25 protein-coding genes are annotated in these 26,084 nt (G+C 67.1%); 3 read left to right on the forward strand and 22 right to left on the reverse strand.

What is annotated here, in order from left to right:
• From DIE12_RS22550 to DIE12_RS22580, 6 genes are all read right to left on the reverse strand, one after another.
• Positions 1-179 (reverse strand): ATP-binding cassette domain-containing protein (locus DIE12_RS22550; RefSeq protein WP_148092719.1); only part of this gene is annotated, 179 nt, incomplete at its 3' end.
• Entirely contained in the window at positions 176-853 is a 678-nt protein-coding gene (gene gltK, locus DIE12_RS22555; RefSeq protein ID WP_014898078.1) for a glutamate/aspartate ABC transporter permease GltK, read from the reverse strand. The genes gltK and DIE12_RS22550, both read right to left, overlap by 4 nt.
• The gene (locus DIE12_RS22560; protein ID WP_044848294.1) at positions 853-1,593 is read right to left on the reverse strand and encodes an amino acid ABC transporter permease; all 741 of its coding nucleotides are present in this window, start codon (positions 1,591-1,593) and stop codon (positions 853-855) included. The genes gltK and DIE12_RS22560 overlap by 1 nt, the downstream gene beginning before the upstream one ends.
• 84 nt (positions 1,594-1,677) lie before the next feature.
• Complete coding sequence (locus tag DIE12_RS22565; protein WP_185500314.1) at positions 1,678-2,571, reverse strand: glutamate/aspartate ABC transporter substrate-binding protein; 894 nt, start codon at positions 2,569-2,571, stop codon at positions 1,678-1,680.
• A 252-nt stretch (positions 2,572-2,823) separates the two neighbouring features.
• Positions 2,824-4,110: a Glu/Leu/Phe/Val dehydrogenase gene (locus DIE12_RS22570; protein WP_044848295.1), complete on the reverse strand. Its 1,287-nt coding sequence runs from the start codon at positions 4,108-4,110 to the stop codon at positions 2,824-2,826.
• A gap of 276 nt (positions 4,111-4,386) precedes the next feature.
• A complete protein-coding gene (locus DIE12_RS22580) occupies positions 4,387-5,340 on the reverse strand; it encodes a LysR substrate-binding domain-containing protein (RefSeq protein ID WP_044848296.1) in 954 nt (317 codons plus the stop codon).
• A 263-nt stretch (positions 5,341-5,603) separates the two neighbouring features.
• Between DIE12_RS22580 and purB the strand changes: the two genes are divergently transcribed.
• On the forward strand, positions 5,604-6,992 hold the full coding sequence (gene purB / locus DIE12_RS22585) for an adenylosuccinate lyase (protein ID WP_044844148.1): 1,389 nt from the start codon (positions 5,604-5,606) through the stop codon (positions 6,990-6,992).
• Positions 6,993-7,139: 147 nt separating this feature from the next.
• Here the strand turns inward: purB and DIE12_RS22590 are convergent, their stop codons facing one another.
• From DIE12_RS22590 to edd, 4 genes are all read right to left on the reverse strand, one after another.
• The gene (locus DIE12_RS22590) at positions 7,140-7,637 is read right to left on the reverse strand and encodes a gluconokinase (protein ID WP_044844149.1); all 498 of its coding nucleotides are present in this window, start codon (positions 7,635-7,637) and stop codon (positions 7,140-7,142) included.
• Between the two features lie 13 nt (positions 7,638-7,650).
• Positions 7,651-9,012 (reverse strand): GntP family permease, encoded by a 1,362-nt coding sequence (locus DIE12_RS22595; RefSeq protein ID WP_044844150.1) that lies wholly within the window; start codon positions 9,010-9,012, stop codon positions 7,651-7,653.
• Between the two features lie 219 nt (positions 9,013-9,231).
• The gene (gene eda / locus DIE12_RS22605; protein ID WP_044844151.1) at positions 9,232-9,858 is read right to left on the reverse strand and encodes a bifunctional 4-hydroxy-2-oxoglutarate aldolase/2-dehydro-3-deoxy-phosphogluconate aldolase; all 627 of its coding nucleotides are present in this window, start codon (positions 9,856-9,858) and stop codon (positions 9,232-9,234) included.
• A gap of 19 nt (positions 9,859-9,877) precedes the next feature.
• A complete protein-coding gene (gene edd, locus DIE12_RS22610; protein ID WP_044844152.1) occupies positions 9,878-11,734 on the reverse strand; it encodes a phosphogluconate dehydratase in 1,857 nt (618 codons plus the stop codon).
• A gap of 293 nt (positions 11,735-12,027) precedes the next feature.
• Here edd and DIE12_RS22615 point away from each other — a divergent pair, with 293 nt between their 5' ends.
• Complete coding sequence (locus DIE12_RS22615) at positions 12,028-12,876, forward strand: MurR/RpiR family transcriptional regulator (RefSeq protein ID WP_044844153.1); 849 nt, start codon at positions 12,028-12,030, stop codon at positions 12,874-12,876.
• Between the two features lie 151 nt (positions 12,877-13,027).
• Here DIE12_RS22615 and DIE12_RS22620 read toward each other — a convergent pair whose 3' ends face one another.
• The 9 genes from DIE12_RS22620 to DIE12_RS22660 form a co-directional block, all read right to left on the reverse strand.
• Positions 13,028-13,450, reverse strand: coding sequence for a CopD family protein (locus DIE12_RS22620; RefSeq protein WP_124519973.1), 423 nt, complete (start codon positions 13,448-13,450; stop codon positions 13,028-13,030).
• A 17-nt stretch (positions 13,451-13,467) separates the two neighbouring features.
• The gene (locus DIE12_RS22625; RefSeq protein WP_044844155.1) at positions 13,468-14,739 is read right to left on the reverse strand and encodes a glutamate-5-semialdehyde dehydrogenase; all 1,272 of its coding nucleotides are present in this window, start codon (positions 14,737-14,739) and stop codon (positions 13,468-13,470) included.
• A gap of 138 nt (positions 14,740-14,877) precedes the next feature.
• The gene (gene holA, locus DIE12_RS22630) at positions 14,878-15,972 is read right to left on the reverse strand and encodes a DNA polymerase III subunit delta (RefSeq protein WP_124488266.1); all 1,095 of its coding nucleotides are present in this window, start codon (positions 15,970-15,972) and stop codon (positions 14,878-14,880) included.
• An 18-nt stretch (positions 15,973-15,990) separates the two neighbouring features.
• Entirely contained in the window at positions 15,991-16,545 is a 555-nt protein-coding gene (gene lptE, locus DIE12_RS22635) for an LPS assembly lipoprotein LptE (RefSeq protein ID WP_124519975.1), read from the reverse strand.
• A 38-nt stretch (positions 16,546-16,583) separates the two neighbouring features.
• Positions 16,584-19,178 carry a leucine--tRNA ligase gene (gene leuS, locus DIE12_RS22640; protein WP_124551374.1) on the reverse strand — a complete coding sequence of 865 codons (2,595 nt, stop codon included), beginning with the start codon at positions 19,176-19,178 and terminating at the stop codon, positions 16,584-16,586.
• A gap of 294 nt (positions 19,179-19,472) precedes the next feature.
• Positions 19,473-19,928, reverse strand: coding sequence for a biopolymer transporter ExbD (locus DIE12_RS22645; protein ID WP_044844159.1), 456 nt, complete (start codon positions 19,926-19,928; stop codon positions 19,473-19,475).
• Between the two features lie 22 nt (positions 19,929-19,950).
• A complete protein-coding gene (locus DIE12_RS22650) occupies positions 19,951-20,619 on the reverse strand; it encodes a MotA/TolQ/ExbB proton channel family protein (protein ID WP_044844160.1) in 669 nt (222 codons plus the stop codon).
• A gap of 19 nt (positions 20,620-20,638) precedes the next feature.
• The gene (dapB, locus tag DIE12_RS22655) at positions 20,639-21,436 is read right to left on the reverse strand and encodes a 4-hydroxy-tetrahydrodipicolinate reductase (protein ID WP_044844161.1); all 798 of its coding nucleotides are present in this window, start codon (positions 21,434-21,436) and stop codon (positions 20,639-20,641) included.
• Between the two features lie 65 nt (positions 21,437-21,501).
• Positions 21,502-22,308, reverse strand: a complete 807-nt coding sequence (locus DIE12_RS22660) for an outer membrane protein assembly factor BamE (protein WP_124488264.1) — start codon at positions 22,306-22,308, stop codon at positions 21,502-21,504.
• 142 nt (positions 22,309-22,450) lie between these two features.
• Between DIE12_RS22660 and fur the strand changes: the two genes are divergently transcribed.
• Positions 22,451-22,879, forward strand: coding sequence for a ferric iron uptake transcriptional regulator (gene fur / locus DIE12_RS22665; RefSeq protein ID WP_011350926.1), 429 nt, complete (start codon positions 22,451-22,453; stop codon positions 22,877-22,879).
• A gap of 210 nt (positions 22,880-23,089) precedes the next feature.
• Here fur and DIE12_RS22670 read toward each other — a convergent pair whose 3' ends face one another.
• The 3 genes from DIE12_RS22670 to DIE12_RS22680 all read right to left on the reverse strand — a co-directional run bounded on the left by DIE12_RS22670 (position 23,090) and on the right by DIE12_RS22680 (position 26,059).
• Positions 23,090-23,614: an ureidoglycolate lyase gene (locus tag DIE12_RS22670; protein WP_044844245.1), complete on the reverse strand. Its 525-nt coding sequence runs from the start codon at positions 23,612-23,614 to the stop codon at positions 23,090-23,092.
• A 14-nt stretch (positions 23,615-23,628) separates the two neighbouring features.
• Positions 23,629-24,636, reverse strand: coding sequence for an allantoicase (gene alc / locus DIE12_RS22675; protein WP_124488263.1), 1,008 nt, complete (start codon positions 24,634-24,636; stop codon positions 23,629-23,631).
• A 103-nt stretch (positions 24,637-24,739) separates the two neighbouring features.
• Positions 24,740-26,059, reverse strand: coding sequence for a C4-dicarboxylate transporter DctA (locus DIE12_RS22680; RefSeq protein ID WP_124488262.1), 1,320 nt, complete (start codon positions 26,057-26,059; stop codon positions 24,740-24,742).
• Positions 26,060-26,084: the final 25 nt, after the last annotated feature.

Raw genomic sequence — 26,084 nt, forward strand, 5'->3', positions numbered from 1 at the left:
ACGAGGATCTCGCCCTGCTGGAACGGCTCGAGGCCGTTCACGGTCTTGATCAGCGTCGACTTGCCCGAGCCGGACGGACCGCACACGACCACCACCTCGCCTTTCTTGACCTCGGTCGTGCAATCGGTGAGGACCTGAAACTGGCCGTACCACTTGGAAACGTTCTTGATGGAAATCATCTTGTGACCTTTTTCTGGAGACCTTTGACGAGGGCAGACGCCACCGAGCAAATCACGAAATAGCATGCACCCGCGAACAGGACCATCTCGACGGTCGTGCCGTCGCGATCGCCGACGTTGGCGGCCGTGCGGAAGAAGTCCGCGAGACTGATCACGTACACGAGCGACGTATCCTGGAACAGGACGATCGCCTGCGTGAGCAGCAGCGGCACCATCGCGCGGAACGCCTGCGGCAGGATCACGAGGCGCATCGCCTGCGCGTAGTTCATGCCGAGCGCGAACGCGGCGTTGACCTGCCCGCGCGGCACCGCCTGGATGCCGGCGCGGATGATCTCGGAATAATACGCGGCTTCGAACAGCGAGAACGCGACCATCGCCGACGCGAGGCGAATGTCGATCGTCGGCGACAGCCCCAGCACGCCCTGCAGCACCTGCGGCACGATCAGGAAGAACCACAGCAGCACCATCACGAGCGGGATCGAGCGGAACACCGTCACGTACGCCTTCGCGAACCACGCGAGCGGCTTCACGCCCGACAGCCGCAGCAGCGCGAGCAACGTGCCCCAGACGATGCCGACGACGATCGCGATCAGCGTGATCTTGAACGTGACGATCGCCCCCGTCCACAGCGTCGGTATCGCGCCGGGAATACTACTCCAGTCGAACTGATGCATCACTTGCCTCCGATGTAGCCGGGCAGCCGCGTGCGGCCTTCGATCCAGCGCATGAACGCCATCACGACGAGGTTGATGATCACGTACGCGAGCGTGACCGCGATGAACGACTCGTAGGTCTGCGCGGTGTAGTCGACGAGCTGGCGCGCCTGCGCGGACAGGTCGAGCAGGCCGATCGTCGACGCGACCGCCGAGTTCTTGAAGATGTTCAGGAACTCGGACGTGAGCGGCGGCACGATGATCCGGTACGCAACCGGCAGCAGCACGTAGCGGTACGTCTGCCATTGCGTGAAGCCCATCGCGAGGCCGGCCGCGCGCTGGCCCTTCGGCAGCGCGTTGATCCCCGAGCGCACCTGTTCGCACACGCGCGCGCCCGTAAACAGGCCGAGACAGATGATCGACGAGGTGAAGAACTGCGTGGTCGGCGGCAACTGCTTGATCCAGGTGCCGATCGATGCGGGCAGCAACTCGGGCACGACGAGGTACCAGATGAAGAACTGCACGATCAGCGGAATGTTCCGGAAGATCGACACGTACACGGTGCCGATCGCGGACAGCCATTTGTTCGGCACCGTGCGCAGCACGCCGAACAGCGAGCCGACGATCAGCGCGATGACCCAGGCGACGAGCGACACCTCGATCGTCACCCAGAAGCCGGACATCAGCCATCCGAAATAAGTCGTCGGCTCGCCGGTCGAGACGGGGCTCAGGAAGACGCCCCAGTTCCAGTGGTAAGACATGGGCAAGACTCCAGCAAAAAGAAACGGAAGAAGCGTGGCCTCTTCCGTTTCAGTAGCGTCATTTCTGCGTCAACGGCCGCGTGGTCAGTCGAGCGCCTTGTCGTTCGGGTTCGCGTACAGCTTCTTCATCGAATCGGACAGCGGGAAGTTCAGGTTCAGCCCCTTCGGCGGGATCGGGTTCTCGAACCACTTCGCGTAGATCTTCGCGGCTTCGCCCGACTTCTCGACTTGCGAGATCGCGTCGTCGACGACCTTCTTGAAGTCCGCATCGCCCTTGCGCATCATGCAGCCGTACGCCTCTTCCGACTGCGGCGTGCCGACGATCACCCATTCGCCCGGCTGCTTCGCCTTCGCGCGCTCGCCCGCGAGCAGCGCGTCGTCCATCATGAACGCGACCGCGCGGCCCGACTCGAGCGTGTTGAACGAGTCGCCGTGGTCCTTCGCGCTGATGATGTTCATGCCCAGCTGCTTGTCGTTGTTCATCTTGCGCAGCAGGCGCTCGGACGTCGTGCCGGCGGTGGTCACGACCGTCTTGCCCTTCAGGTCGGCGAAGTCCTTCACGCCCGAATCCTTCTTCGTCATCAGGCGCGTGCCGATCACGAAGATCGTGTCGGAGAATGCGGCCTGCTGCTGACGCTCCAGGTTGTTGGTCGTCGAGCCGCACTCGATGTCGACCGTGCCGTTCTGCACGAGCGGGATGCGGTTCTGCGACGTGACCGGGATGTTCTTGACCTGCAGGTTCGGCAGGTTCAGCTTCTTCTTCACCGCGTCCACGACCTTCAACTGGAATTCGCGCGAATAGCCGACGACCTGCTGGTTCTGGTCATAGTAGGAGAACGGAATCGACGATTCGCGGTGGCCCAGCGCGATCACGCCCGTGTCCTTGATCTTCTTCAGCGTGCCGGTCTCCTGTGCGTGCGCGCCGCTCGCGAACGCGCACAGCGCCGCGACCATCAGGACTGCCTTCTGGTATTTCATTTTGGTCATCTCCTTGGCTAAAACCCGCGCCAGTGTATCAAAGTAATATTTTTGAAAGTACTGGTTGTTAACCGCACTACGAATCGCGCTGTGCGAAGCCGTCCTCCCGGCTCCGGGCGCCCGTTTCGGCGCCTGAATGCGCGCGCGGGCGATGCCGGATTCGGCATCGCCCGCGAAGGTTCATGCGCGCAATCGGGTGGATTGCGTCATGCTTTGATCGTAGTCAACCGATCGGCGATCGGCAACGACCGATCAGGGGTACAGGCCGCGCATTTCGCGCGCCATCAGGATGCGCTTGCACGCGACGATGAACGCCGCCGTACGCACCGTCACCTTGTGCTCTTCCGCGACCGCCCACACGCCGGCGAACGCTTCGCGCATCACGCGCTCGAGACGGTGGTTGATCTCGTCTTCCGTCCAGAAGAAGCTCGAGAAGTCCTGCACCCACTCGAAGTACGACACGGTCACGCCGCCCGCGTTCGCGATCACGTCGGGGATCACGAGCACGCCGTTCGCGCTCAGGATGTCGTCCGCCGCCGTCGTCGTCGGGCCGTTCGCGCCTTCGACGATGATCTTCGTGCGGATCTTCGCCGCGTTCTTTTCCGTGATCTGGTTTTCCAGCGCCGCCGGGATCAGGATGTCGGTCTCGACCGTCCAGAACTCGTCGTTCGGCATCGGCTCGGCGCCTTCGAAGCCCGCGACGCCGCCCGTGCGTGCGACGTGGTCGAGCAGCTTGTTCGAATCGAGGCCGGCCGGCTGGTAGATCGTGCCCGTGTGATCCTGCACCGCGATCACCTTCGAGCCCGCTTCCTGGAACAGCTTCGCCGCGATGCCGCCGACGTTGCCGAAGCCCTGCACCGCGATGCGCGCGCCTTCGATTTCCAGGCCCTTCTTCTTCGCCGCTTCGGAGCCGACGACGAACACGCCGCGGCCCGTTGCTTCCTTGCGGCCGAGCGAACCGCCGAGCGCGATCGGCTTGCCGGTCACGACGCCGGTCGACGTCTGGCCCTGGTTCATCGAGTACGTGTCCATCATCCACGCCATCACCTGTTCGTTGGTGTTGACGTCCGGTGCCGGAATGTCGGTGTTCGGCCCGATGATGATGCCGATTTCGCTGGTGTAGCGGCGCGTCACGCGCTCGAGCTCACCACGCGACAGCTTGCGCGGGTCGACGCGGATGCCGCCCTTCGCACCGCCGTACGGCACGTTCACTGCGGCGTTCTTCACCGACATCCATGCCGACAGCGCCATCACTTCCGACAGCGTCACGTCCTGGTGGTAGCGCACGCCGCCCTTGCCCGGGCCGCGCGACACGTTGTGCTGCACGCGATAGCCTTCGAAGTGCGCGACGGTGCCGTTGTCGAGCTCGATGGGGCAGTCGACGATCAGGATGCGCTTCGGACGCTTCAGCGTCTCGAGCCAGCGCGACAGCGAGCCGAGGTACGGCGCGACGCGATCGACCTGCTGAAGGTAGTTGCCCCACGGGCCGAGATCGTCGGCGTGAAGGTAGGACGGGATGGACTGCAGTTGCGAAGACATGGACACTCCAACGTTCAACGGATTGCGCACATTGTCGAAAAACCCGTTTTTTTTATCCAATGCCGTTTGCTTATTCGATTATGCGTTTCTTGCATGATCGTGATTTTTCGCAAATCCGCGGTCGATTTGCGCAAGAACGCCCGCGATCGGCCGTGCATCGCGGGCGTGAAAAATCGTCGTGAAAGTCGCGGGACGCCCGCCGGACGGGCGTCCGACAGGCGCCGAAAGCGGCTCGTCAGTCGCTCGCGCCCGACCGGCCCGGTTAACCGCCCACGGTTAACCGGTGGTTTCGCGCAGTTCGTCGCGCACGACGTCCCACAGCGCGCGCACGAGTTTCTGATGCGGATCGTCGCCCTGCAGCGCGAGCTTGTCGCAGTACAGGCGGATCTCCATCGTCAGCGTGAACGGATGGGTGCCGCCGCGCGCGGAACGGTCAAGCCGGATCAGGCGGCCGCTCGCCACCGCGTCCTCGACCGCGCTGTGCGGCAGGAACGCGACGCCGTGGCCCGCGAGCGCCATCGCCTTCAACCCTTCCGCCATGTCGGTTTCGTAAACACGATCGAGGAACAGCGACGTCGGTGCATTCGCCACGATGACTTCGGTCATCCGGCCGAGATACGCGTTCGGCGTATACGACAGGTACGGCACGCGCGCCTCGGCCGTGCCCGGCAGCGTATAGCGCGGCCGGCCCGCGCGGCCCGGCGCCGAAAACGCGCTGATCGGCTCGCTGCCGAGCACCAGCATGTCGTAGCGGGCCGGGTCGAGCGCGACCGGGTGGCTCGGGTGGTGGTAGCCCATCACGAGATCGCAGCCGCCCTCGACGAGCGACAGCACGGCATCGTGCACGTTCAGCGCGCGCAGCCGCGTGTGGACCTGCCCCATCTTCGCCTCGATCCGCTGCAGCCAGCGCGGAAAATACGTGAGCGACAGCGTGTGCGGCACCGCGAACTCGATCGTCGGCACCGGCGCGCCGACGTGGCCGCGCAGCAGCGTGCGCGCCTCGTGCGCCTGCGACAGCATCGTCAGCGCCTGCTCGTAGAAGATCTGGCCGGCCTGCGTGAGCCGCGTCGGATAGACCGAACGATCGATCAGTTCAGTCGCGAGCCACGCCTCGAGCGCCTGGATACGCCGCGAGAACGCGGGCTGCGACACGTGCCGCAGTTCGGCGGAGCGGCTAAAGCTGCGCGTTTCCGCGAGCGAGACGAAGTCTTCGAGCCATTTCAGTTCCATGCAGGCGGGCGCGGCGGGCGGCGGTCGGGAAGAAGCCTGCATTCTACCGGCGGGCGGGCCGGCCCGGCGGCGTGGCGGGCGCCCCGGCGAGCCGGCGCGGGCGCCTGCCGGCAGGCCGGTCGCGCGCCGCCCGGGCGCCGGGCGCGTGCCGATCGCCCGCGGCGGCCGCGGCCGGACCGGTTCGGCCGGGATCGCCCCGCGGCGATGGTAAAATGCCGGATTCTTCCCCCCTCGCTCGACCCGGCCCCAAGGCCCGCCCGATCATGTCCGACACTCGTCCCGATACGCTTTTCGCCCTCACCGCGCTCTCGCCCATCGACGGCCGCTACGCCAGCAAGACCGAAGCGCTGCGCGACTGGCTCTCCGAAGCCGCCTTCATGCGCCACCGCGTCACCGTCGAGGTGCACTGGCTGATCGCGCTGTCGCGCGCCGGCTTCGCGGAAGTCCCGCGCTTCTCCGACGCGTCCGAACAATTCCTGCTGCAGCTCGCGGAGCGCTTCACCGCGCACGACGCCGCGCGCATCAAGGAAATCGAGCGCGTGACGAACCACGACGTGAAGGCCGTCGAATACTGGCTGAAGGAATCGGTCAAGGGCCAGGCCGAACTCGAGAAGGCCAGCGAATTCATCCACTTCGCGTGCACGTCCGAAGACATCAACAACACGTCGCACGGGATGATGCTCGCCGGTGCGCGCGAGCACGTGATCGTGCCGGCGCTGCGCACGGTCCACCAGCGCCTCGTCGCGCTGTCGCACGCGCTCGCCGAGCAGCCGATGCTGTCGCGCACGCACGGCCAGCCGGCCAGCCCGACGACGCTCGGCAAGGAACTCGCGAACGTCGCCGCGCGCCTCGCACGCGCGATCACGCGCATCGAGAAGGTCGAGATCCTCGGCAAGATGAACGGCGCGGTCGGCAACTTCAACGCGCACCTGTCCGCGTATCCGGAATTCGACTGGGAAGCGTTCTCGCGCGACGTGATCGAGAACCGCCTGAAGCTCACGTTCAACCCGTACACGATCCAGATCGAACCGCACGACTACATGGCCGAGCTGTTCGACGCGGTTGCGCGCGCGAACACGATCCTGCTCGACCTCGATCGCGACGTGTGGGGCTACATCTCGGTCGGCTACTTCAAGCAGAAGACGAAGGCCGGCGAAATCGGCTCGTCGACGATGCCGCACAAGGTCAACCCGATCGACTTCGAGAACTCGGAAGGCAACCTCGGCCTCGCGAACGCGACGCTGCGCCACCTCGCCGACAAGCTGCCGGTGTCGCGCTGGCAGCGTGACCTGACCGACTCGACGGTGCTGCGCAACATGGGCGTCGCGCTCGGCTATTCGCTGCTCGCCTACGACTCGCTGATCCGCGGCCTCGACAAGCTCGAAGTCAACCCGCAGCGCCTGAACGAAGATCTCGACAACTGCTGGGAAGTGCTCGCGGAGCCGGTGCAGACGGTGATGCGCCGCTACGGCATCGAGAACCCGTACGAACAGCTGAAGGAACTGACGCGCGGCAAGGGCATCACGCGCGAAGCGCTGCAGGAATTCGTCGCCACGCTCGCGATCCCGCAGGATGCGAAGGACCGCCTGCTCGCGATGACGCCGGCGTCGTACATCGGCAAGGCCGTCGAACTCGCGAAGCGGATCGCGTAAGCGCCGCCGTCGCCGGACGGAAAAAAAGCCCGATGCGAAATTGCTCGCATCGGGCTTTTTCTTTGGCGGCTCGCGCGCGCTCGACGAAAAAAGGCGCCCCGAGGGGCGCCTGTCTCACTGCGGCATCACGATTGCCGCGAACCGCGCTCAGTGCGCGTGGCCGATCTTCGCCATCACCTGATCGACGATCTGTTCGGGCGTCAGCTCGATGCTGACCTCGATCGCCTCGTCCGGGCCCGGCTCCTCGAGTGTGTCGAGCTGGCTCTTCAGCAGCGACGGATCGAAGAAATGGCCGGTGCGGCTTTTCAGGCGCTCGTGCAACACCTCGAACGAGCCCTTCAGATACACGAACCGCACGTCGGTGTCGGTGCCGCGCAGCACGTCGCGGTACGACCGCTTCAGCGAAGAGCACGTGAACACGGCCGTCTCGCCGGCACGCTGCTTTTCCTCGATGGCCGCGCGGATCGTGCGCAGCCACGGCCAGCGGTCGTCGTCGGTCAGCGGAATGCCGTTGTGCATCTTTTCCTTGTTCGCCGCGCTGTGAAACGCGTCGCCGTCGGTATAGCTGCACGACAGGCGTTCTGCCAGCATTTCGCCGATTCGCGATTTGCCCGCGCCCGACACGCCCATTGCGATCAGAATCATTGACTACCCCTTGTTACAAAACCACGCTCAGCAGCAGCGTAAAGCTCAGACCGAGCACCGAGATGATGGTTTCAAGCAGCGACCAGGTCTTGAACGTCTGACCAACCGTCATCCCGAAGTATTCCTTGATCAGCCAGAAGCCGCCGTCGTTCACGTGCGAGAAGATCAGCGAGCCCGAGCCCGTCGCGAGCACCAGCAGCTCCGGACGAACCGCCGCGCCCGACGCCGCCGCGATCGGCGCGACGATGCCGCAGGCCGTCGTCATCGCGACCGTCGCCGAACCCGTCGCGAGACGCATCAGCGCCGCGACGAACCAGCCGAGCAGCAGCGGCGACAGGTGCGCGTGCTTCGCGGTCTCGACGATCTGCTGCGAGATCCCGCTGTCGCGCAGGACGCCGCCGAAGCCGCCGCCCGCACCGACGATCAGCGTGATGCCGGCGATCGGTGCCAGGCACTCGCCGCAGAACTTCTGGATCTGGTCGCGGTTGAAACCCTGCAGCTTGCCGAACGTGAAGAAGCTCACCAGCACGGCGATCAGCAGCGCGACGTCCGAGTTGCCGGCAAAGCGCAGCAGGCTGTTCGGCAGCGACTTCGGCGTGAAGATCAGGTCGGCCCAGCTGCCGACCAGCATCAGGATCACCGGCAGCAGGATCGTGAACAGCGTGATGCCGAAGCTCGGCAGTTCGCGCTGCTTGCCTTCCGTGTGCGATTCGACGAACTGCGCGGCGAGCGGATTGTTCTCCGGCAGCTTGACGAACTTCGAGATCATCAGCGCAAACAGCGGGCCCGCGACGATCGCGGTCGGCACGCCGACGATCAGGCCGAACGCGATCGTCTTGCCGATGTCGGCACCGTATTGCTGGACGGCCAGCAGCGCGGCCGGGTGCGGCGGAATCAGCCCGTGCACGACGGACAGGCCCGCGACCATCGGCAGGCCGACGACGAGCAGCGACTTGCCGGTGCGCTTCGCGACGTTGAACGCGATCGGGATCAGCAGCACGAAGCCGACTTCGAAGAACACCGGCAGGCCGACGATGATCGCGACGAACATCATCGCCCAATGGATGTTCTTCTCGCCGAACCAGTCGATCAGCGTGGTCGCGATCCGCTCCGCGCCGCCCGATTCGGCCATCATCTTGCCGAGCATCGTGCCGAGGCCGACGACCACCGCGATGTGGCCGAGCGTGTTGCCGTTGCCGGTCTCGAACGACTTGACGATCTTGTCCATCGGCATCCCGACCACGAGGCCGAGGCCGAGCGAGACGATGATGAGCACCAGGAACGGATAGATCTTGAACCGCGCGATCATCACGATCAGCGCGACGATCGCGATCACGGTATAAATGAGCAGCATGCTGCCTTGGACAGCCCCCATGTGGCACTCCTCCTAGGATTGTTCGAACCGGGCGAGTTGTTGCGAGTATGCCCGGCTATGCAGGTCTCCGAAACACGGGGGTTCCCACCCCGCGAGGACGCTGAATTTTACTTATCTTTACGGTCCGCGGATAGAACCGGTTCCATCAGCAAAAACCCTCGGTAAAACAAGCACTAAGCGCTCGCTTACCGAGGGTCAAACGTTCGTTTCGTACAAGTCTTAACGGGGCAGCTGGCTCGCGGCTTGCGCGAGGCGCGTGACTTCGGCCCAGTCCTGCGCGGCGAGCGCGGCCTTCGGCGTGAGCCACGAACCGCCGACGCATACGACGTTCGGCAGCTTCAGGAAATTCGGCGCGGTGTCGACCGTGATGCCGCCCGTCGGGCAGAACTTCAGCGCCGGGAACGGACCGTGGAACGCCTGCAGCATCGGCACGCCGCCGGCTTGCTGCGCGGGGAAGAACTTGACGATCTCGTAGCCGAACTCGAGCGCCTGGATGATGTCGCTCGGCGTCATCACGCCCGGCAGCAGCGGCAGGCCGGCGTCGAGGGACGCGAGGTGCAGGTCCTTCGTCAGGCCCGGCGACACGCCGAACTTCGCACCCGCGCGCTTCGCCTGCTCGCAGTGCTCGGGCTTCGTGATCGTGCCGACGCCGACGACGATGTCGTCCGCGAGCTGGCTCGCGCGCTGGATCGCCTCCAGGCCGGCCGGCGTGCGCAGCGTGATCTCGAGCACCTTGACGCCGCCCGCGTGCAACGCGCGCGACACGTGTTCGCCCTGCTCGACCGAGTCGAATGCGAGCACCGGAATCACCGGGCCCAGCTTCACGATTTCAGCAATCGTCTTCATCTGGAACACTCCTTGAAATTCATGCAGCGACGCTGACGGCCGTTTCGCCGACCAGCGTCCCGAAAACCGATGCGCCCTGCTCGGCCGGCGCGGCCGCCGCGCGGAACACGCCGAACAGTTCGCGCCCGAAACCGACCTCGTTCTCGGCCTGGTGCAGCGGCTGCGCGACCGGGCGCGCCTGCCACTCGGCGTCGTCGACCTCGATGTCGAGGATGCCGGCTTCCGCGTCGATCACGAGCGTGTCGCCCGTCTTCACCTTGCCGAGCGGGCCGGCCAGCAGCGCTTCCGGCGACACGTGGATCACGGCCGGCACCTTGCCCGACGCGCCCGACATGCGGCCGTCTGTCACCAGCGCGACGTGAAAGCCCTGATCCTGCAGCACGCCGAGCAGCGGCGTCAAACGATGCAGCTCGGGCATCCCGTTCGCGCGCGCGCCCTGGAAGCGCACGACCGCGACGAAATCGCGCTTCAGCTCGCCGCGATCGAAGGCCTCCTGCACGGCTTCCTGCGAATCGAACACGATCGCGGGCGCCGTCACCTTGCGGTGCTCGGGCGCGACCGCCGAGATCTTGATCACGCCGCGGCCGAGCCGGCCCTGCATCAGGCGCAGGCCGCCGTCCGGCTGGAACGGGTCGCGAATGCCGCGCAGCACCTTCGTGTCGTGGCTCTCGGCCGTGCCGTCGACCCACGTCAGCTTGCCGTCGATCAGCTTCGGCTCCTTCGTGTAGTGCGACAGGCCCTTGCCCGCCACGGTTGTCACGTCTTCGTGCAGCAGCCCGCCCTCGAGCAGGTTGCGCACCAGGAACGCGACGCCGCCCGCCGCGTGGAAGTGGTTCACGTCGGCCTTGCCGTTCGGGTAGATCTTCGCGAGCAGCGGCACGACCGCCGACAGCTCGTCGAAATCGTTCCAGTCGATCAGGATGCCGGCCGCGCGCGCGATCGCGACGAGGTGCAGCGTGTGGTTGGTCGAGCCGCCCGTCGCGAGCAACGCGACGATCCCGTTGACGATCGCCTTCTCGTCGATCACGTGGCCGATCGGCGTGTAGTGGCCGCGCTCGACCGTCAGGTCGAGCACGCGGCGCGCGGCTTCGGCGGTCAGCGCGTCGCGCAGCGGCGTGTGCGGATGGACGAACGCCGAACCCGGCAGGTGCAGGCCCATCAGCTCCATCAGCATCTGGTTGCTGTTCGCGGTGCCGTAGAACGTGCAGGTGCCGTGGCCGTGATATGCCGCCGATTCCGCTTCGAGCAGCGCGTCGCGGCCGACCTGGCCAGTCGCGAACTGCTGGCGGATCTTCGCCTTGTCGTCGTTCGACAGGCCGCTCGTCATCGGGCCGGCCGGCACGAAGATGGTCGGCAGATGGCCGAATTGCAGCGCGCCGATCAGGAGGCCCGGCACGATCTTGTCGCAGATGCCGAGGCAGAGCGCCGCGTCGAACATGTTGTGGGTGAGCGCGATCGCGGTGCCCATCGCGATCGCCTCGCGCGAGAACAGCGACAGCTCCATGCCCGGGTTGCCCTGCGTGACGCCGTCGCACATCGCCGGCACGCCGCCCGCGAACTGCGCGACGCCGCCGTTCTCGCGCGCGGCGGCCTTGATGATGTCGGGGAAATCCTTGTACGGCGCGTGCGCGGACAGCATCTCGTTGTACGAGGACACGATGCCGATGTTCGGCTCGCGGATCGCCTTGATCTGGAACTTGTCGCTGCCTTCGAGACCCGCGAAGCCGTGCGCGAGGTTCGCGCACGACAGCGCGCCGCGCGCCGGGAACTTGCCTTGTGCGCCGTCGATGCGCTGCAGATAGGCGGAACGGGTCGATTGGCTGCGGGCGATCACGCGATCGGTGACTTTCGCCAGGGTGGGGTGCAGCGACGTCATGCTGGGCGCTCCTGTATGCCGGACGGACACCGGCGGTTGGAATCGTGGGGACGGTCGAGTGCATCGAACGAACGAAGTCAGTCTAGTAGAAAAACTACAAGCGCGCAATGCGGATCAGCATACGCGCAACTCACATCCCCGCCACCAGCAAGGCTTTCCTAGTGAAAACCCTAATCCACGGCATCGTCCACTGCAGAAATTGCCGACGATAGAGCTAGCATTTTCATGTAGATTTTCTACAATTCGATTGCGATACACTCGCTCATCCGAACCCGATTTCCATCCGCCGTCCCATGCTGCCTCGCATTGAAGCGATCCGCGCCGACCTGCGCCCGTCCGAGCGCAAGCTCGCCGACTACATCCTCGCCGCGCCGCGCGAGGTGCTCGACCTCGCGATGACCGAGCTGTCGACCCGCGCGGGCGTCAGCCAGCCGACCATCGCGCGCTTCTGCCAGGCGCTCGGCTGCAGCGGCTTTCGCGAATTCAAGATCCGGCTCGCGCAGAGCGTCGCGCCGGGCGTGTCGTCCGTGTATCGCGACGTCGAGCCCGACGAGCCCGCGCCCGGCATCATCGGCAAGGTGTTCGACCGCACGATCGGCGCGCTGATCGAGGTGCGCAACAGCCTGTCGGCCGGCAGCGTCGCCGACGCGATCGCGCTGCTGTCGAACGCGTCGCGCATCGAGTTCTACGGCGCCGGCGGCTCCGGCATCGCCGCGCAGGACATCCAGCACAAGTTCTTCCGGCTCGGCGTGCCGAGCGTCGCGTATTCGGACCCGCACACGTTCTCGATGTCGTCGGCGCTGCTCGGGCCGCACGACGTCGTCGTCGCGATCTCGAACACCGGTCGCACGCGCGACATCGTCGAGGCCGCGCGCTCCGCGCTCGCGTGCGGCGCGAAGGTCGTCGCGATCACGCAGAGCCATTCGCCGCTCGCGAAGCTCGCGACGGTGAGCCTCGCGTCGAACGTCGCGGAGGAAACCGACGTGTTCTCGCCGATGACGTCGCGCATGTCCCATCTCGCGATCGGCGACATCCTCGCGGTCGGCGTCGCGCTGTCGCGCGGGCCCGCATTGATGGAGCGCGTCGGCCGCGCGAAGGAAGCGATCACGCGCCGCCGGATCGACGACGGCACGAAGGATTGACCCACGCACGGCGCCCCGCCGGCGCATGAGCGATGCAGAACCGACGCACGGTCCGGCGCATCAGCCGCTACCCGGCACGCACGTAAACGAAGAACGGCGCCCCGCGGGGCGCCGTTGCGCTTGAGTCGGTGCGGCCAACCGGCCGCTCAGCTCAAAACGGCTTGATCACGACCAGCGCGACCGCCACGAGCATGCCGAGCACCGGCAGTTCGTTGAACACGCGATACCACTTGTCGGTGCGACGGTTCTCGCCGCGCTCGAACATCTTCAGCAGGTGCCCGCAATACGCGTGGTAGATGACGAGCAGCAGCACCACCGTCACCTTCGCATGGATCCAGCCCTGCCCCTGGCCGATGCCGATCACGAGCCACAGCCACAGCCCGCATGCGAGCGCCGGCACGGCGATCATCGTCATGAAGCGGAACAGCTTGCGCGCCATCAGCAGCAGGCGCCGCACCGCGGCCGGATCGGTCTCCATGGCCAGGTTCACGTAGATGCGCGGCAGGTAGAACAGTCCCGCGAACCACGCGGCGATCAGAACGATATGGAACGTCTTGACCCAGAGCATTGCCATCGGTTGTGCGCCTCGCTTTACTGGCGGCCTTCGCCGTGCCCGAGCACGACGTACTTCAGCGACGTGAGCCCTTCCAGGCCGACGGGGCCGCGTGCGTGCAGCTTGTCGTTCGAGATGCCGATTTCCGCACCGAGGCCGAATTCGAAGCCGTCCGCGAAGCGCGTCGACGCATTGACCATCACGCTCGCCGAATCGACTTCGCGCAGGAAGCGCATTGCGCGGTCGTGATCCTCGGTGACGATCGCATCGGTGTGGTGCGAGCCGTAATGGTTGATGTGCTCGATCGCGGCGTCGAGGCCGTCGACGACCTTGATCGCCAGCACCGGCGCGAGATATTCGGTGTGCCAGTCTTCGTCGGTCGCGTCGACGAGCGGACCGACGCCCGCCTCGGCGAGCACCGCGCGCGCGGCTGCATCGACGCGCAGCTCGACCTGCTTGTCGCGATACAGCTTGCCGAGGGGCGGCAGCAGCGCGGCTGCGATGCCGCCCGACACGAGCAGCGTTTCCATCGTGTTGCAGGTGCCGTAGCGGTGCGTCTTCGCGTTGTCGCACACCGTCAGTGCCTTGGCGAGATCGGCACGATCGTCGACGTACACGTGGCAGATGCCGTCGAGGTGCTTGATCATCGGCACGCGCGCCTCGTTGATCAGGCGCTCGATCAGGCTCTTGCCGCCGCGCGGCACGATCACGTCGACGTATTCGGTCATCGTGATCAGCTTGCCGACCGCCGCGCGATCGGCGGTCGCGACGACCTGCACCGCGTCCTGCGGCAGGCCGGCCGCCTCGAGCCCTTCGCCGATCAGCTTCGCGAGCGCCGCGTTCGATTCGAGCGCCTCGGAGCCGCCGCGCAGGATCGTCGCGTTGCCCGACTTCAGGCACAGCGCGGCCGCGTCGATCGTCACGTTCGGACGCGACTCGTAGATGATGCCGATCACGCCGAGCGGCACGCGCATCTGGCCGACCTGGATTCCGCTCGGGCGATACTTGAGATTGCCGATCTCGCCGATCGGATCGGCCAGCGACGCGACCTGGCGCAGGCCCTCGACCATCGTGTTCAGCGCCTTGTCCGACAGCGTCAGGCGGTCGATGAACGCCGCATCGAGCCCCTTTTCGCGGGCACGGGCGACGTCGCGCGCATTCGCGTCCTTCAGCGCCTGCGCGTCGCGCTCGATCGCGCGGGCCACGGCGTCGAGCGCCGCGTTCTTCGCCGCCGTGCTGGCGCGCGCCATCGCGCGGGAAGCGTGCCGGGCACGGCGGCCCAGGTCCGTCATGTACTGGTCGATATCCATCGTGTGACTCGAGAAGCGAGCCGCTTGGCGCGGCATGAATTCGTGGAGAAGCGTGAGGCGCGGCGGCAGGAAGGCCGCGCCGGCTATCGAAATATTGTAAGCGGGTTGCGATGCGTGCGCTGAAGGCCCGGACGGGGCTTAACGCCGCACGCGACCCGCGGTCGGCGGTCGTTCGCCGCGCGCGCCCGCCACCGTCATCGCGAGCTGGAACAGGCCGTCCCACGGATCGGGCGGCGGCTCGTCCTGCGTGCGGCGGCCCGGCGTGACGGCCGACAGCCCCTTCACCTGCCGGTCGAGCTTCGCGGCGAACGCGAGCGCCTTCTCGAGCACGCCTTCCGACACGCGGTTCAACGCGGGGCCGATCAGCCGCTCGCGCGGCCCCCACACGCGGTTCTCGCGCAGCAGCGTGGCCAGCGGCTTGCCGGCCGTCGTGCCGCGCTTGATCCGCAGCAGTGTGCGCAGTTCCTCGACGACGGCCCACATCACGAGCACGATCGCCTCGCCCTCGCCCTTCAGCCCGTCGATCATCCGCGCGAGCCGCGCGGCGTCGCCCGCGAGCATCGCCTCGTTCAGCTTGAACACGTCGTAGCGCGCGACGTTCAACACCGCGTCGTGCACCTGCTCGAACGTCAGCACGCCCTGCGGATAGAGCAGCCCGAGCTTCTGGATTTCCTGGTGCGCGGCGAGCAGGTTGCCCTCGACACGCTCCGCGATGAACTGCAGCGCGCGCCGGCCGTCGTCGCCGGGCGCGACGCGCTGGCCCTGCATCGACAGACGCTGGCCGATCCAGTTCGGCAGCTGCGCGCGGTCGACCGGATCGATCTTCAGCGCCACGCCGCCGTTCTGCAGCGCGGTAAACCACGCGGATTTCTGCGTTGCCGCGTCGAGGCGCGGCAACGTGACGAGCATCAGCGCATCGGGGTTCGGTGCGGCCGCGAGCGTCTTCAGCGCGTCGGCGCCTTCCTTGCCGGGCTTGCCCGACGGAATGCGCAGCTCGATCAGCTGACGCTCGCCGAACAGCGACATCGCCTGGGTCGCGCCGAGCAGCACGCTCCAGTCGAAACCGCGCTCGACCGTGTGCACCGAACGCTCGGTGAAGCCGGCCGCGCGCGCGGCCGCACGAATGCGGTCGCACGCTTCCTGCGCGAGCAGCGGCTCGTCGCCGTAGACGGTGTAGAGCCCGGCCATCCCCTTCGCGAGGTGCGGCTCCAGCGCATCAAGTCGCAATTGCATCGATACGTGCGCCGGCGATCAGAGCGGCGGCGGCGGCAGCGGTGCGCCCGGTGCAACGCCCGGCACCACGTCTTCCGGCGCCGGCGTCAGCGTGTGGACGATCGCGAGACGCCGCATCAGTTGGTCGACCGCGTCGTTCTCCATGTCGCCGTACAGGATCTCGGCTTCCTGCGCCTTCGCGTTCGTGTACTGGTCGCTGTACGTCATCGCGCGGTTCAGCGCGATCGCGCTCGGCGGGATCAGCACGGTGCCGTCCTTGCTCGTCAGCGTGTAGTTCAGCGTATAGAACAGCGCGTATTCCTGCGCCGAGCCGTACTTGTTGAGCGTCAGCGTGTTCTGCCCACGCGACTCCCACATGCGCAGCACGGCATCGGCGTCGTCCGCCGACTTGACGATCTTCGTGTCGCTGCCGGCCTCGACGAGGCGCACCAGGCGCGCCTCGACGGGCGCCGGCGCGCCGGCCACCAGCAGGCGCTTGAACGCGTAGTCCTGCTGGCCGCGCAACTGGAAACCGCATGCCGACAGCGCGAGCGCGCTGCCGACGGCGAGCATCAAAAACGATCTGCGGATCACCTTCGCTCCTTCTGTGTGCGCCCGGCGGCCAACGGCCGTCAGACGACGATGTTCACGAGGCGGCCCGGCACGACGACGATCTTCTTCGCCGGCTTGCCGTCGCTGAACTTCGCGAATGCTTCGTCGGCCACCGCCGCCGCTTCGATCGCCTCGCGGCTCGCGTCCTTCGCGACCTTCAGCGCGCCGCGCACCTTGCCGTTCACCTGCAGCACGAGTTCGATCTCGGCCTGCTCGAGCGCGGCCTCGTCGACCTTCGGCCACGGGGCGTCGAGCAGCGGGCCGAATTCGTCCGCGTAGCCGAGCGCCTTCCACAGTTCGAACGTGACGTGCGGCACGACCGGGTACAGCACGCGCAGCAGCACGCCGTACGTCTCGCGCAGCACGCCGGGCGTCGCGCCCTTCGCGCCGTCGATCGCGTTCAGCATCTTCATCGCGGCCGACACGACCGTGTTGTACTGCAGGCGCTGGTAGTCGAAATCGGCCTGCTTCAGCACGCTGTAGATCTCGCGGCGCAGCGCCTTGTCGGCATCGCCGAGCGCGGCCGCGTCGAAGCCCGCGCGCGCGGCGAGCGCTTCGCGGTTCGTCGCGCCGAAGCTCCACACGCGGCGCAGGAAGCGGCTCGCGCCTTCGACGCCCGCGCCCGACCATTCGAGCTGCTGCTCGGGCGGTGCGGCGAACATCGTGAACAGGCGCGCGGTATCGGCGCCGTACTGGTCGATCAGCACCTGAGGATCGACGCCGTTGTTCTTCGACTTCGACATCTTCTCGATGCCGCCGAGCACGACCGGCTGGCCGTCGGCGTTCAGCGTCGCGCCGACCGGGCGGCCCTTCTCGTCGAACGCGACGGTCACGTCGGCCGGGTTGTACCAGGTCTTCTTGCCCGATGCGTCTTCGCGGTAGAACGTCTCGTTCAGCACCATGCCCTGCGTCAGCAGGTTCTTCGCCGGCTCGCCGAACTTCACGAGGCCGAGGTCGCGCATCACCTTGGTCCAGAAGCGCGAATACAGCAGGTGCAGGATCGCGTGCTCGATGCCGCCGATGTATTGATCCATCGGCATCCAGTAATCGGTGCGCGCGTCGACCATCGTCTCGGCGTCCGGCGCCGTGTAGCGCGAGAAGTACCACGACGAATCGACGAAGGTGTCCATCGTGTCGGTTTCACGCTTCGCGGCCGCGCCGCACTTCGGGCACGAACAGTTCAGGAACGCTTCCGACTTCGCGAGCGGGTTGCCCGAGCCGTCCGGCACGAGGTCTTCCGGCAGCACGACCGGCAGATCCTGCTCCGGCACCGGCACGTCGCCGCACGACGGGCAGTGGATGATCGGGATCGGCGTGCCCCAGTAGCGCTGGCGCGACACGCCCCAGTCGCGCAGGCGCCACGTGACCTGCTTGTCGCCGAAGCCGCCGGCCTTCAGGTCGGCCGCGATCGCGTCGACCGCCGCGCCGTACGCGAGGCCGTCGTACTTGCCGCTGTTGATGCAGGTCGCGACTTCCTTGTCGCCGTACCACTCCTGCCATGCGTCGAGCGAGTACGTCTGGCCTTCGGCCGCGATCACCTGCTTGATCGGCAGGTCGTATTTCTTCGCGAATGCGAAATCGCGCTCGTCGTGCGCCGGCACGCCCATCACCGCGCCTTCGCCATAGCTCATCAGCACGTAGTTGCCGATCCACACCTCGACCGGCTCGCCCGTCAGCGGGTGCTGGACCGAGAAGCCGGTCGCGACGCCCTTCTTCTCCATCGTCGCGACATCGGCCTCGGCGACGCCGCCGCGCTTGCATTCGTCGATGAACGCCTGCAGTTCCGGCTTGCCCTGCGCGAGGCGCGTGGCGAGCGGGTGCTCGGCCGCGATCGCGCAGAACGTGACGCCCATGATCGTGTCGGCACGCGTCGTGAACACGCGCAGCAGCTTCTGCTCGCCGTCGAGTTCGTACGGGAAGCCGAAGTTCACGCCGAAGCTCTTGCCGATCCAGTTCTGCTGCATGATCTTCACGCGCTCGGGCCAGCCGAGGCCGTCGAGGTCGTTCAGCAGTTCATCCGCGTACTGCGTGATCCGCAGGTAGTACATCGGGATCTCGCGCTTCTCGACGAGCGCGCCCGAACGCCAGCCGCGGCCGTCGATCACCTGCTCGTTCGCGAGCACGGTCTGGTCGACCGGATCCCAGTTCACGGTGCCCGTCTTCTTGTACGCGATGCCCTTCTCGAGCATCTTCAGGAACAGCCACTGGTTCCACTTGTAGTAGTCGGGCTTGCACGTCGCGATCTCGCGCGACCAGTCGATCGCGAGGCCCATCGACTGCATCTGGCCCTTCATGTAGTCGATGTTGTCGTAGGTCCACTTCGCGGGCGGCACGCCGTTCGCCATCGCGGCGTTCTCGGCCGGCATCCCGAACGCGTCCCAGCCCATCGGCATCAGCGTGTTGTAGCCGTTCATCCGCAGATAGCGGTACATCACGTCGTTGATCGTGTAGTTGCGCACGTGACCCATGTGCAGCTTGCCGGACGGGTACGGCAGCATCGACACGCAGTAGAACTTCGGCTTCTGCGAATCTTCCTTCGTCTTGTAGGCATCGGCTGCGCGCCAGTCGCCCTGAGCGGCGGCTTCGACGTCGGCGGGTACGTATCTCTCGTGCATGGTGTGGTTCGGACTAGGCTTTAAGCGGCGCGCCACGAGGCGGGCACGCGGAAGTGGACGAAATCGGGCAGCCCGGCGGCGGGGGCAGGCTCACGGTTCTCGTGCCTGCCTCATGATCCGGATATTCGCCGGATAACCCGGAGGGTCTCCAGGTTACCCGGCGAAACCCTGCCAACCGGGCGAAAACGACGATTATACCGTTCGTGGCGGGCGGTACGGCCGGTCTCGCCGGCCGGCCCGCATTCTTGCCTGCGGGACGACACGGATGGCGCGAGCGCCCGGTGCGTCAGCCGGTCAGCGGGTCGCGCCCGCGGCGGCCGGCGCGGCGGCGCCCGCCGGCGGCACGTCGGTGACGAAGCCGATCCGCGTGAGCCCGGCGGCCTGCGCGGCGCCCATCACCTGCGCGATCACGTCGTAGCGGGTCGCGCGCGAGGCGCGCAGCCGCAGCTCGGGCGGCGCGGCGCCCGCGGCGGCGGCCCGGAAGCGCGCCGGCAGCGCGTCGAGTGCGACGGGCGCGTCGTCCCAGTAGAGCTTGCCGGCGTCGTCGATCGACAGCGTGACCGACTGCGGCGTGTCGCGCGCAACGCCGGCCGCGACCTTCGGCAGGTCGAGCCGGATCGCGTGCGTCATCAGCGGCGCGGTGATGATGAAGATGACGAGCAGCACGAGCATCACGTCGATCAGCGGCGTCATGTTGATCTCCGCCATCGGCGCGGACGTCTTGTGGTGCTCCAGCCCGCCGAATGCCATGGTCGTTCCTCCCGGCCGCGCGTCAGGCGCCCTGCGCGCACACGAATACGTGCAGGTCGCGCGCGAAGCCGTCGAGTTCCTCGGCGAGCTGCCGCACGAGCCGCCCGAGGATGTTGTAGGCAAGCACCGCGGGGATCGCGACGACGAGCCCGAACGCGGTCATGATCAGCGCCTCGCCGACCGGCCCCGCGACGTTCTCGATCTGCGCCTGCCCGCTCGCGGCGATGCTGCCGAGCGCGTGGTAGATGCCCCAGACGGTGCCGAGCAGCCCGACGAACGGCGCGGTGCTGCCGATCGACGCGAGCAGCACCTGGCCGAACTCGAGACGCCGCTGCGAGCGCAGCATCGCGTGACGCAGCGCGCGCAGCACGCGTTCGCTGCGCTCGACACGCGCGGCCAGCGCGGCCGGATCGTGTTCGTCGGCCGCATCGCGCGCGGCTTCGGCGAGCGGCACGAACACGCGCTCGCGATCGGTGCCGGCGAGCGCGGCGATGCCCGCATCGAGCGACGGCGCGCGCCAGAACGCGGCGAGCGCGCGCGGCCCCTGCCGCTTCGCACGGACCAGCAGCCAGGCTTTCATGAGGAGGAAGCACCAGCTGGCGACGGACATCGCCAGCAGCACGTAGGCGACGGCGTGCGTGATCGCATCGCCGCTTTCGAGGTAGTGGACAACGCCGGTGGGAATCGCCATCGGAGTTTCCCCGTGAGGGTCAGCGCAGGCCGAGCACGTCCTGCATGTCGAACAGGCCGGCGCCGCGCGCCGACAGGAAGCGGACCGCACGCAGCGCGCCCTGCGCGTAGGACACGCGGCTCGACGACTTGTGCGTGATCTCGATCCGTTCGCCGATCCCGGCGAACAGCACGGTGTGATCGCCGACGATGTCGCCGCCGCGCACGGCCGCGAAGCCGATCGTCGACGGGTCGCGTTCGCCCGTCACGCCCTGGCGGCCGTACACCGCGCAGTCGTCGAGCGAGCGCCCGAGCGCGCCGGCCACGGCCTCGCCCATCATCAGCGCGGTGCCCGACGGTGCGTCGACCTTGTGACGGTGGTGCGCCTCGATGATCTCGATGTCGTAGCCGTGCGAGAAATGCTTCGCCGCGAATTCGAGCAGCTTCAGCGTGACGTTCACGCCGACGCTCATGTTCGCCGCGAACACGATGCCGATCTTGCCTGCCGCGGCCTGCAGCTCGGCCTTCTGCTCGGCGGTGAAGCCGGTCGTGCCGATCACGAGCTTCACGTCGTGGCGCAGCGCGGCCGCGACGTGCGCGATCGTGCCTTCCGGCCGCGTGAAGTCGATCAGGTAGTCGGCCTGCGCGAACACGGCGTCGAGGTCGTCGGTCAGCTTGATCCCGGTTTCCTTGCCGAGAAACGCGCCCGCGTCCTGGCCGAGGAACGGCGAATCGGCGCGGTCGAGCGCGCCGACGAGCTGCGCGTCGGAATCGTTGAGAACGGCTTCGATCAGCATCCGGCCCATACGGCCCGATGCACCGGCAATCGCAATCTTCATGGCTTTCTACACGACAGGTCTAAAGGCGGGCGGCGCATGCCGCCCTGTTTCCGCACGCCGGCCGCTTACTGGGCCGGCGCGGTGAGCGGCTGGTTCTGCAGGTTGTCCGAGCCTTGCGGGCCGACCGGCGGCGACGCCTCGTTCGACGCGTTCGGCTGCGGCGGGCGATGGAACTGGAACTGCGGCTGGATCGCCGGCGCGGCGCCCGGCGGCTGGCCGCCCGGCACCGGCGCGCCGCCCGAGGCCTGCGCGGACGGCGTGAAGCGGCGGGCGGTCGTGCCCTGCCCGGACACCTGGTTGGTCGCGCGGTTCGCCGCGCGCGCCGCCTGGGCGTTCGCATCCTGGTCGACCGCCGCGCCGGAAACCGGCTCGACGGACGGGCTCGCGGCAGCGGTCGCCTGCGCGGCGCTCGCCGCAGCCGCGGCAGCGGCGGCTTCGGACGCCTTCTTCGCCGCGGCCGCGGCCTTCGCCTTCTTGCCGCCGCGGTCGCCATCGATATCGGCCAGCAGGTCGAGTTCGGACGGCAGGTTCTCGGCGCCCGTCCAGCTCGCGAGGCGATCGCCCGAGAACGTCAGCACGAGGTCGCGCTGCTGGACGACGGACGTCGAGCCGCGCTTGAAGTAAAAGAGGTAATCCCAGCGGTCGGCATGGAACATGTCCGACAGCAGCGGTGTGCCGAGCAACGCGCGCACCTGCTCGCGCGTCATCCCGGCCTGCAGCTGCGCGGCCTTCTCCTGCGACACGAAGTTGCCCTGCACGACAGTGATCCGATAGGGCGTGATGCTCTGCGCGATGCGCTGCGTCACGCTGTCGTACGACGAACAACCAGCCAGCGCGGCAACGGCGGCGGCAGCGATGATGGCACTCCGCATGCGACTCCTCTGATAGTGCGAAAGGGATTCCGGGAACATTTCCGTCACCGAGCTGGCCCGCGTCGCGGGTCGCGCGTGTTTCTGGAACGGCGAAAAGCCGGTAACATTGAAGCCCTGCATTGTACTCTAGGGATGCCTAGCCATGACCAATCCGACGGATCTCAAGAATATCGGGCTAAAGGCCACCCTACCGCGCCTCAAGATTCTCGAGATCTTCCAGCAAAGCCCGGTGCGTCACCTGACGGCCGAAGATGTCTACCGCAACCTGCTCAACGAGCAGCTCGACATCGGGCTCGCCACCGTTTACCGCGTGCTGACGCAGTTCGAGCAGGCCGGCCTGCTCACGCGCAGCAACTTCGAATCCGGCAAGGCCGTGTTCGAGCTCAACGAAGGTTCGCACCACGATCACCTCGTCTGCCTCGATTGCGGCCGCGTCGAGGAATTCTTCGATGCCGAGATCGAAGGCCGCCAGCAAGCGATCGCCAAGGAACGCGGCTTCCGGCTCCAGGAACACTCGCTCGCGATGTACGGCTCCTGCACGACCGAGAACTGCCCGCACCGCAAGCACTGATCCGCACCCTGCGCGCACGCGCGACGGCCCGGCCGGCAGCTCGCCGCCCGGGCCGTGTTGTTTTCGGGATGGAAAAACGGCCCGCACGTCGCGTGCGGGCCGGGTCGGGAACGTTTTCGGTCGATCGTGCGGGACGAGGCGCCGCGTGTCGCCGGCGCGCGGCGCTCGATCCACTCGAATCCGCTCAACCCCTGACCCTACCTTCGCGCGTCAGGCCGTGCTCGCGCACGCGGGCTCGAACTCCAGCGCCCACGCGTCGTCGAGCGGAATCTCGTCGCAGTTCGGCTGCGGGCCGCCACGGTCGACGATCACGAAGTCGCTGACCGCGTCGAGCGCGAGCAGCGGATGGTGCCAGACGCCCTTCGCGTAGTTCACGCCCTGCCAGCCTTCGGCGAGGAACGCGCGCATCGCGTCGGGCCGGAACTCGCCGGCCGGCGCGACGACGATCGCATAGCGCGACACGGCCGCCAGCGGGATGAACGCCTGGCTGCCGTGCGGATGGCGCTCCATCAGCGTGATCGCCACCGGCAGCGCGCGCGGCTGCGCACGAAACACGCTGACGAGCGGCCGGCCGCCGTCCGCGCAGACGTCGATCGTCGCGAGATCGTGGAAGCGCTCGGTGGTGCCGCCGTTGATCGGGAAGTGCCGCGCGCCTTCGAGCGCGATCACGTCGCCGAACGGCGCGAAGGCCTCGCGGGTCAGGCGCTCGACGCGCAGGATATGTGGTCCGCTCATGCCGATGCCCTCCTTCAAGCCGGCTCGCCCCACAGACGCAGGCGCGACACGCCGCCATCCGGGAAGATGTTGAAGCGCACGTGCGTGACGGGGCCGAGCGTTGCGAGCTGGTCGAACGTATGCACGTGGTCCATCTGCAGCTTCTGCTCGCCGAGCAGTTCGGCCCAGAACATCGCCTGCGTGACGAGAGAATCGTCGGTGCCGCCGGCGACGTGCGCGGCCTGCAGCGAACAGCGGTCGGGGAAGTTGCCCTTGAAGAACGCCGTATCGACCTCGACGCGCCGGATGATGCCCGGCCGCGCCAGCGCGACGATCGCCCAGTCGTTGCCGGGTTCGCGGCGGCGCCGCGTTTCCCAGCCGTCGCCCATGTTCGCGCCGCGCCCCGGCATCAGCATCTGCGAGGCCGGACCGAAGTGCTGGTTGTTCGCGGCCACCAGGTAGCCGCCGTTCTCGATCGCCGCGAGATCGACGAGTTCGCCCGCCGGCACGTGGCGCCAGTCGCGCTGCGGCTGGCCGTACACGCGCAGCCGCGCGAGCCCGCCGTCCGGATACAGGTTCACGCGCAGGTGCGTGACCGGCTGCGCATCGTCGACGCTCACGTAGTGATGCGAATTGCCCTGCAGCGTCGTCGCGGGGACGATCGTGCGCCATTCGGTGTCGTCCGGCGGCGTGTCGCCGTCCACCGCACAGGCCTCGATCGACGCGGCCGGCGGAAAGTTGCCGGTGAAGTGGCTCGTATCGAGATCGACGCCGTAGATCACGCCCGGCCGCGCGAGCCGGACCACGCAGAAGTCGTGGCCGGTGGTGCGCTTGCGGCGCGTTTCCCAACCGTCCATCCACTTGCCGTGGTCGTCGTACTTGCCGGGAATGAAGACGGCCGGCTCGGGATTCAGCATGCGCTCCTTCGGCGCGAAGAATTCGTCGCTGGCGAAGAGCGCCTGCGCGCCCAGGCGCGGGTCGGCGAGGTTCATGTAGCGCCGCGTGAAGGCCGGCGCGTTCGGATCGAGGATGGGGGCTGCCATGTCGTCTCCATTATTTTGGCAAGGACCGGCGCATCGTCGCGCCGGCCGCGGGACATTCGTTCGCGCGAAGCAGCCCGGGAGGCCGCTTCGCGCGCGGGTGCGCTCAGAGCGCGTGGGCCTGGTCGCCGGCGACCGGCGCGGCGCTGCCGGCTTCGTCGGCCACGTAGCGCAGTTCGCGGTTCAGCACGCGCTTCGCACGGGCCCGGTCGATGTCGTTCTCCCACACGGCGACGACCACCGTCGCGACGCAGTTGCCGATCAGGTTGGTCAGCGCGCGGGCAATGCCGACGAACCAGTCGACCGGCAGGATCAGCACGAGGCCGAGCACCGGAATCGCGGGAATCGCCGACAGCGTCGCCGCGAGGATCACGATCGCCGAACCGGGAATCCCGTGCGCGCCCTTCGACGTGACGAGCGACACGAGCAGCACGACGATCAGGTCGTGCGTGGACAGCGGCGTGTTGGTGGCCTGCGCGATGAACAGCACCGCGAGCGTCAGGTAGATCGAGAAGCCGTCGAGGTTGAACGAATAGCCGGTCGGGATCACGAGGCCGACCGTCGAATCCTTGATGCCCATGTATTCGAGCTTGCTCATCACCTGCGGCAGCACCGCGTCCGACGACGCCGTGCCGAGCACGATCGACAGTTCCTCGCGCAGGTAGCGGATCAGCTTGAACACCGAGAAGCCCGCGAGACGCATCACCGCGCCGAGCACGACCGTGACGAACACGAAGCAGCTCAGGTAGAACACCGCGACGAGGTAGCCGAGCTGCTTGAGCGACGCGACGCCGTACTTGCCGGTCGTGAACGCGATCGCGCCGAGCACGCCGAGCGGCGCGAGCTTGATGATGAAGCCGATGATGCGGAAGAACACGTGCGACAGTTCCTCGATCAGCGAATTGACGCGCTGCGCCTTGTCGCCCAGCAGCGACAGCGCCGAACCGAACAGCACCGCGAACACGAGGATCTGCAGGATGTCGCCCTTCGCGAACGCGTCGATCGCGGTCTCGGGGATGATCTTCATCAGGTAGCCGGCCGTGTCCTTCAGGCTTTCGGCGTTCTTCGCGTACGTCGAGAGCGAGGCCGCGTCGAGCGAGCGCAGGTCGATGTTCATGCCGACGCCCGGGCGCGTGACCCATGCGAGGACGAGCCCGATGCCGAGCGCAAGCGTCGTCATGATCTCGAAGTAGACGACCGCCTTCAGGCCGACCCGGCCGACCTTCTTCAGGTCGCCCGCATTGGCCATCCCGCTGACCACGACGCAGAACACGATCGGGCCGATGACCATCTTGATGAGCTTCAGGAAGCCGTCGCCGAGCGGCCGTAGCGACTCGGCGAAATGCGGGAAGAACGCGCCGAGCGCGACCCCGAGGATCAATGCGACGACTACCCGGCCAAACAGCGAATTGAGGAATTTCGACACGGCGCTCTCCCGATCCAACGGTTGC

Source organism: Burkholderia sp. Bp9015, from assembly GCF_003853505.1.
Lineage (GTDB): Bacteria > Pseudomonadota > Gammaproteobacteria > Burkholderiales > Burkholderiaceae > Burkholderia.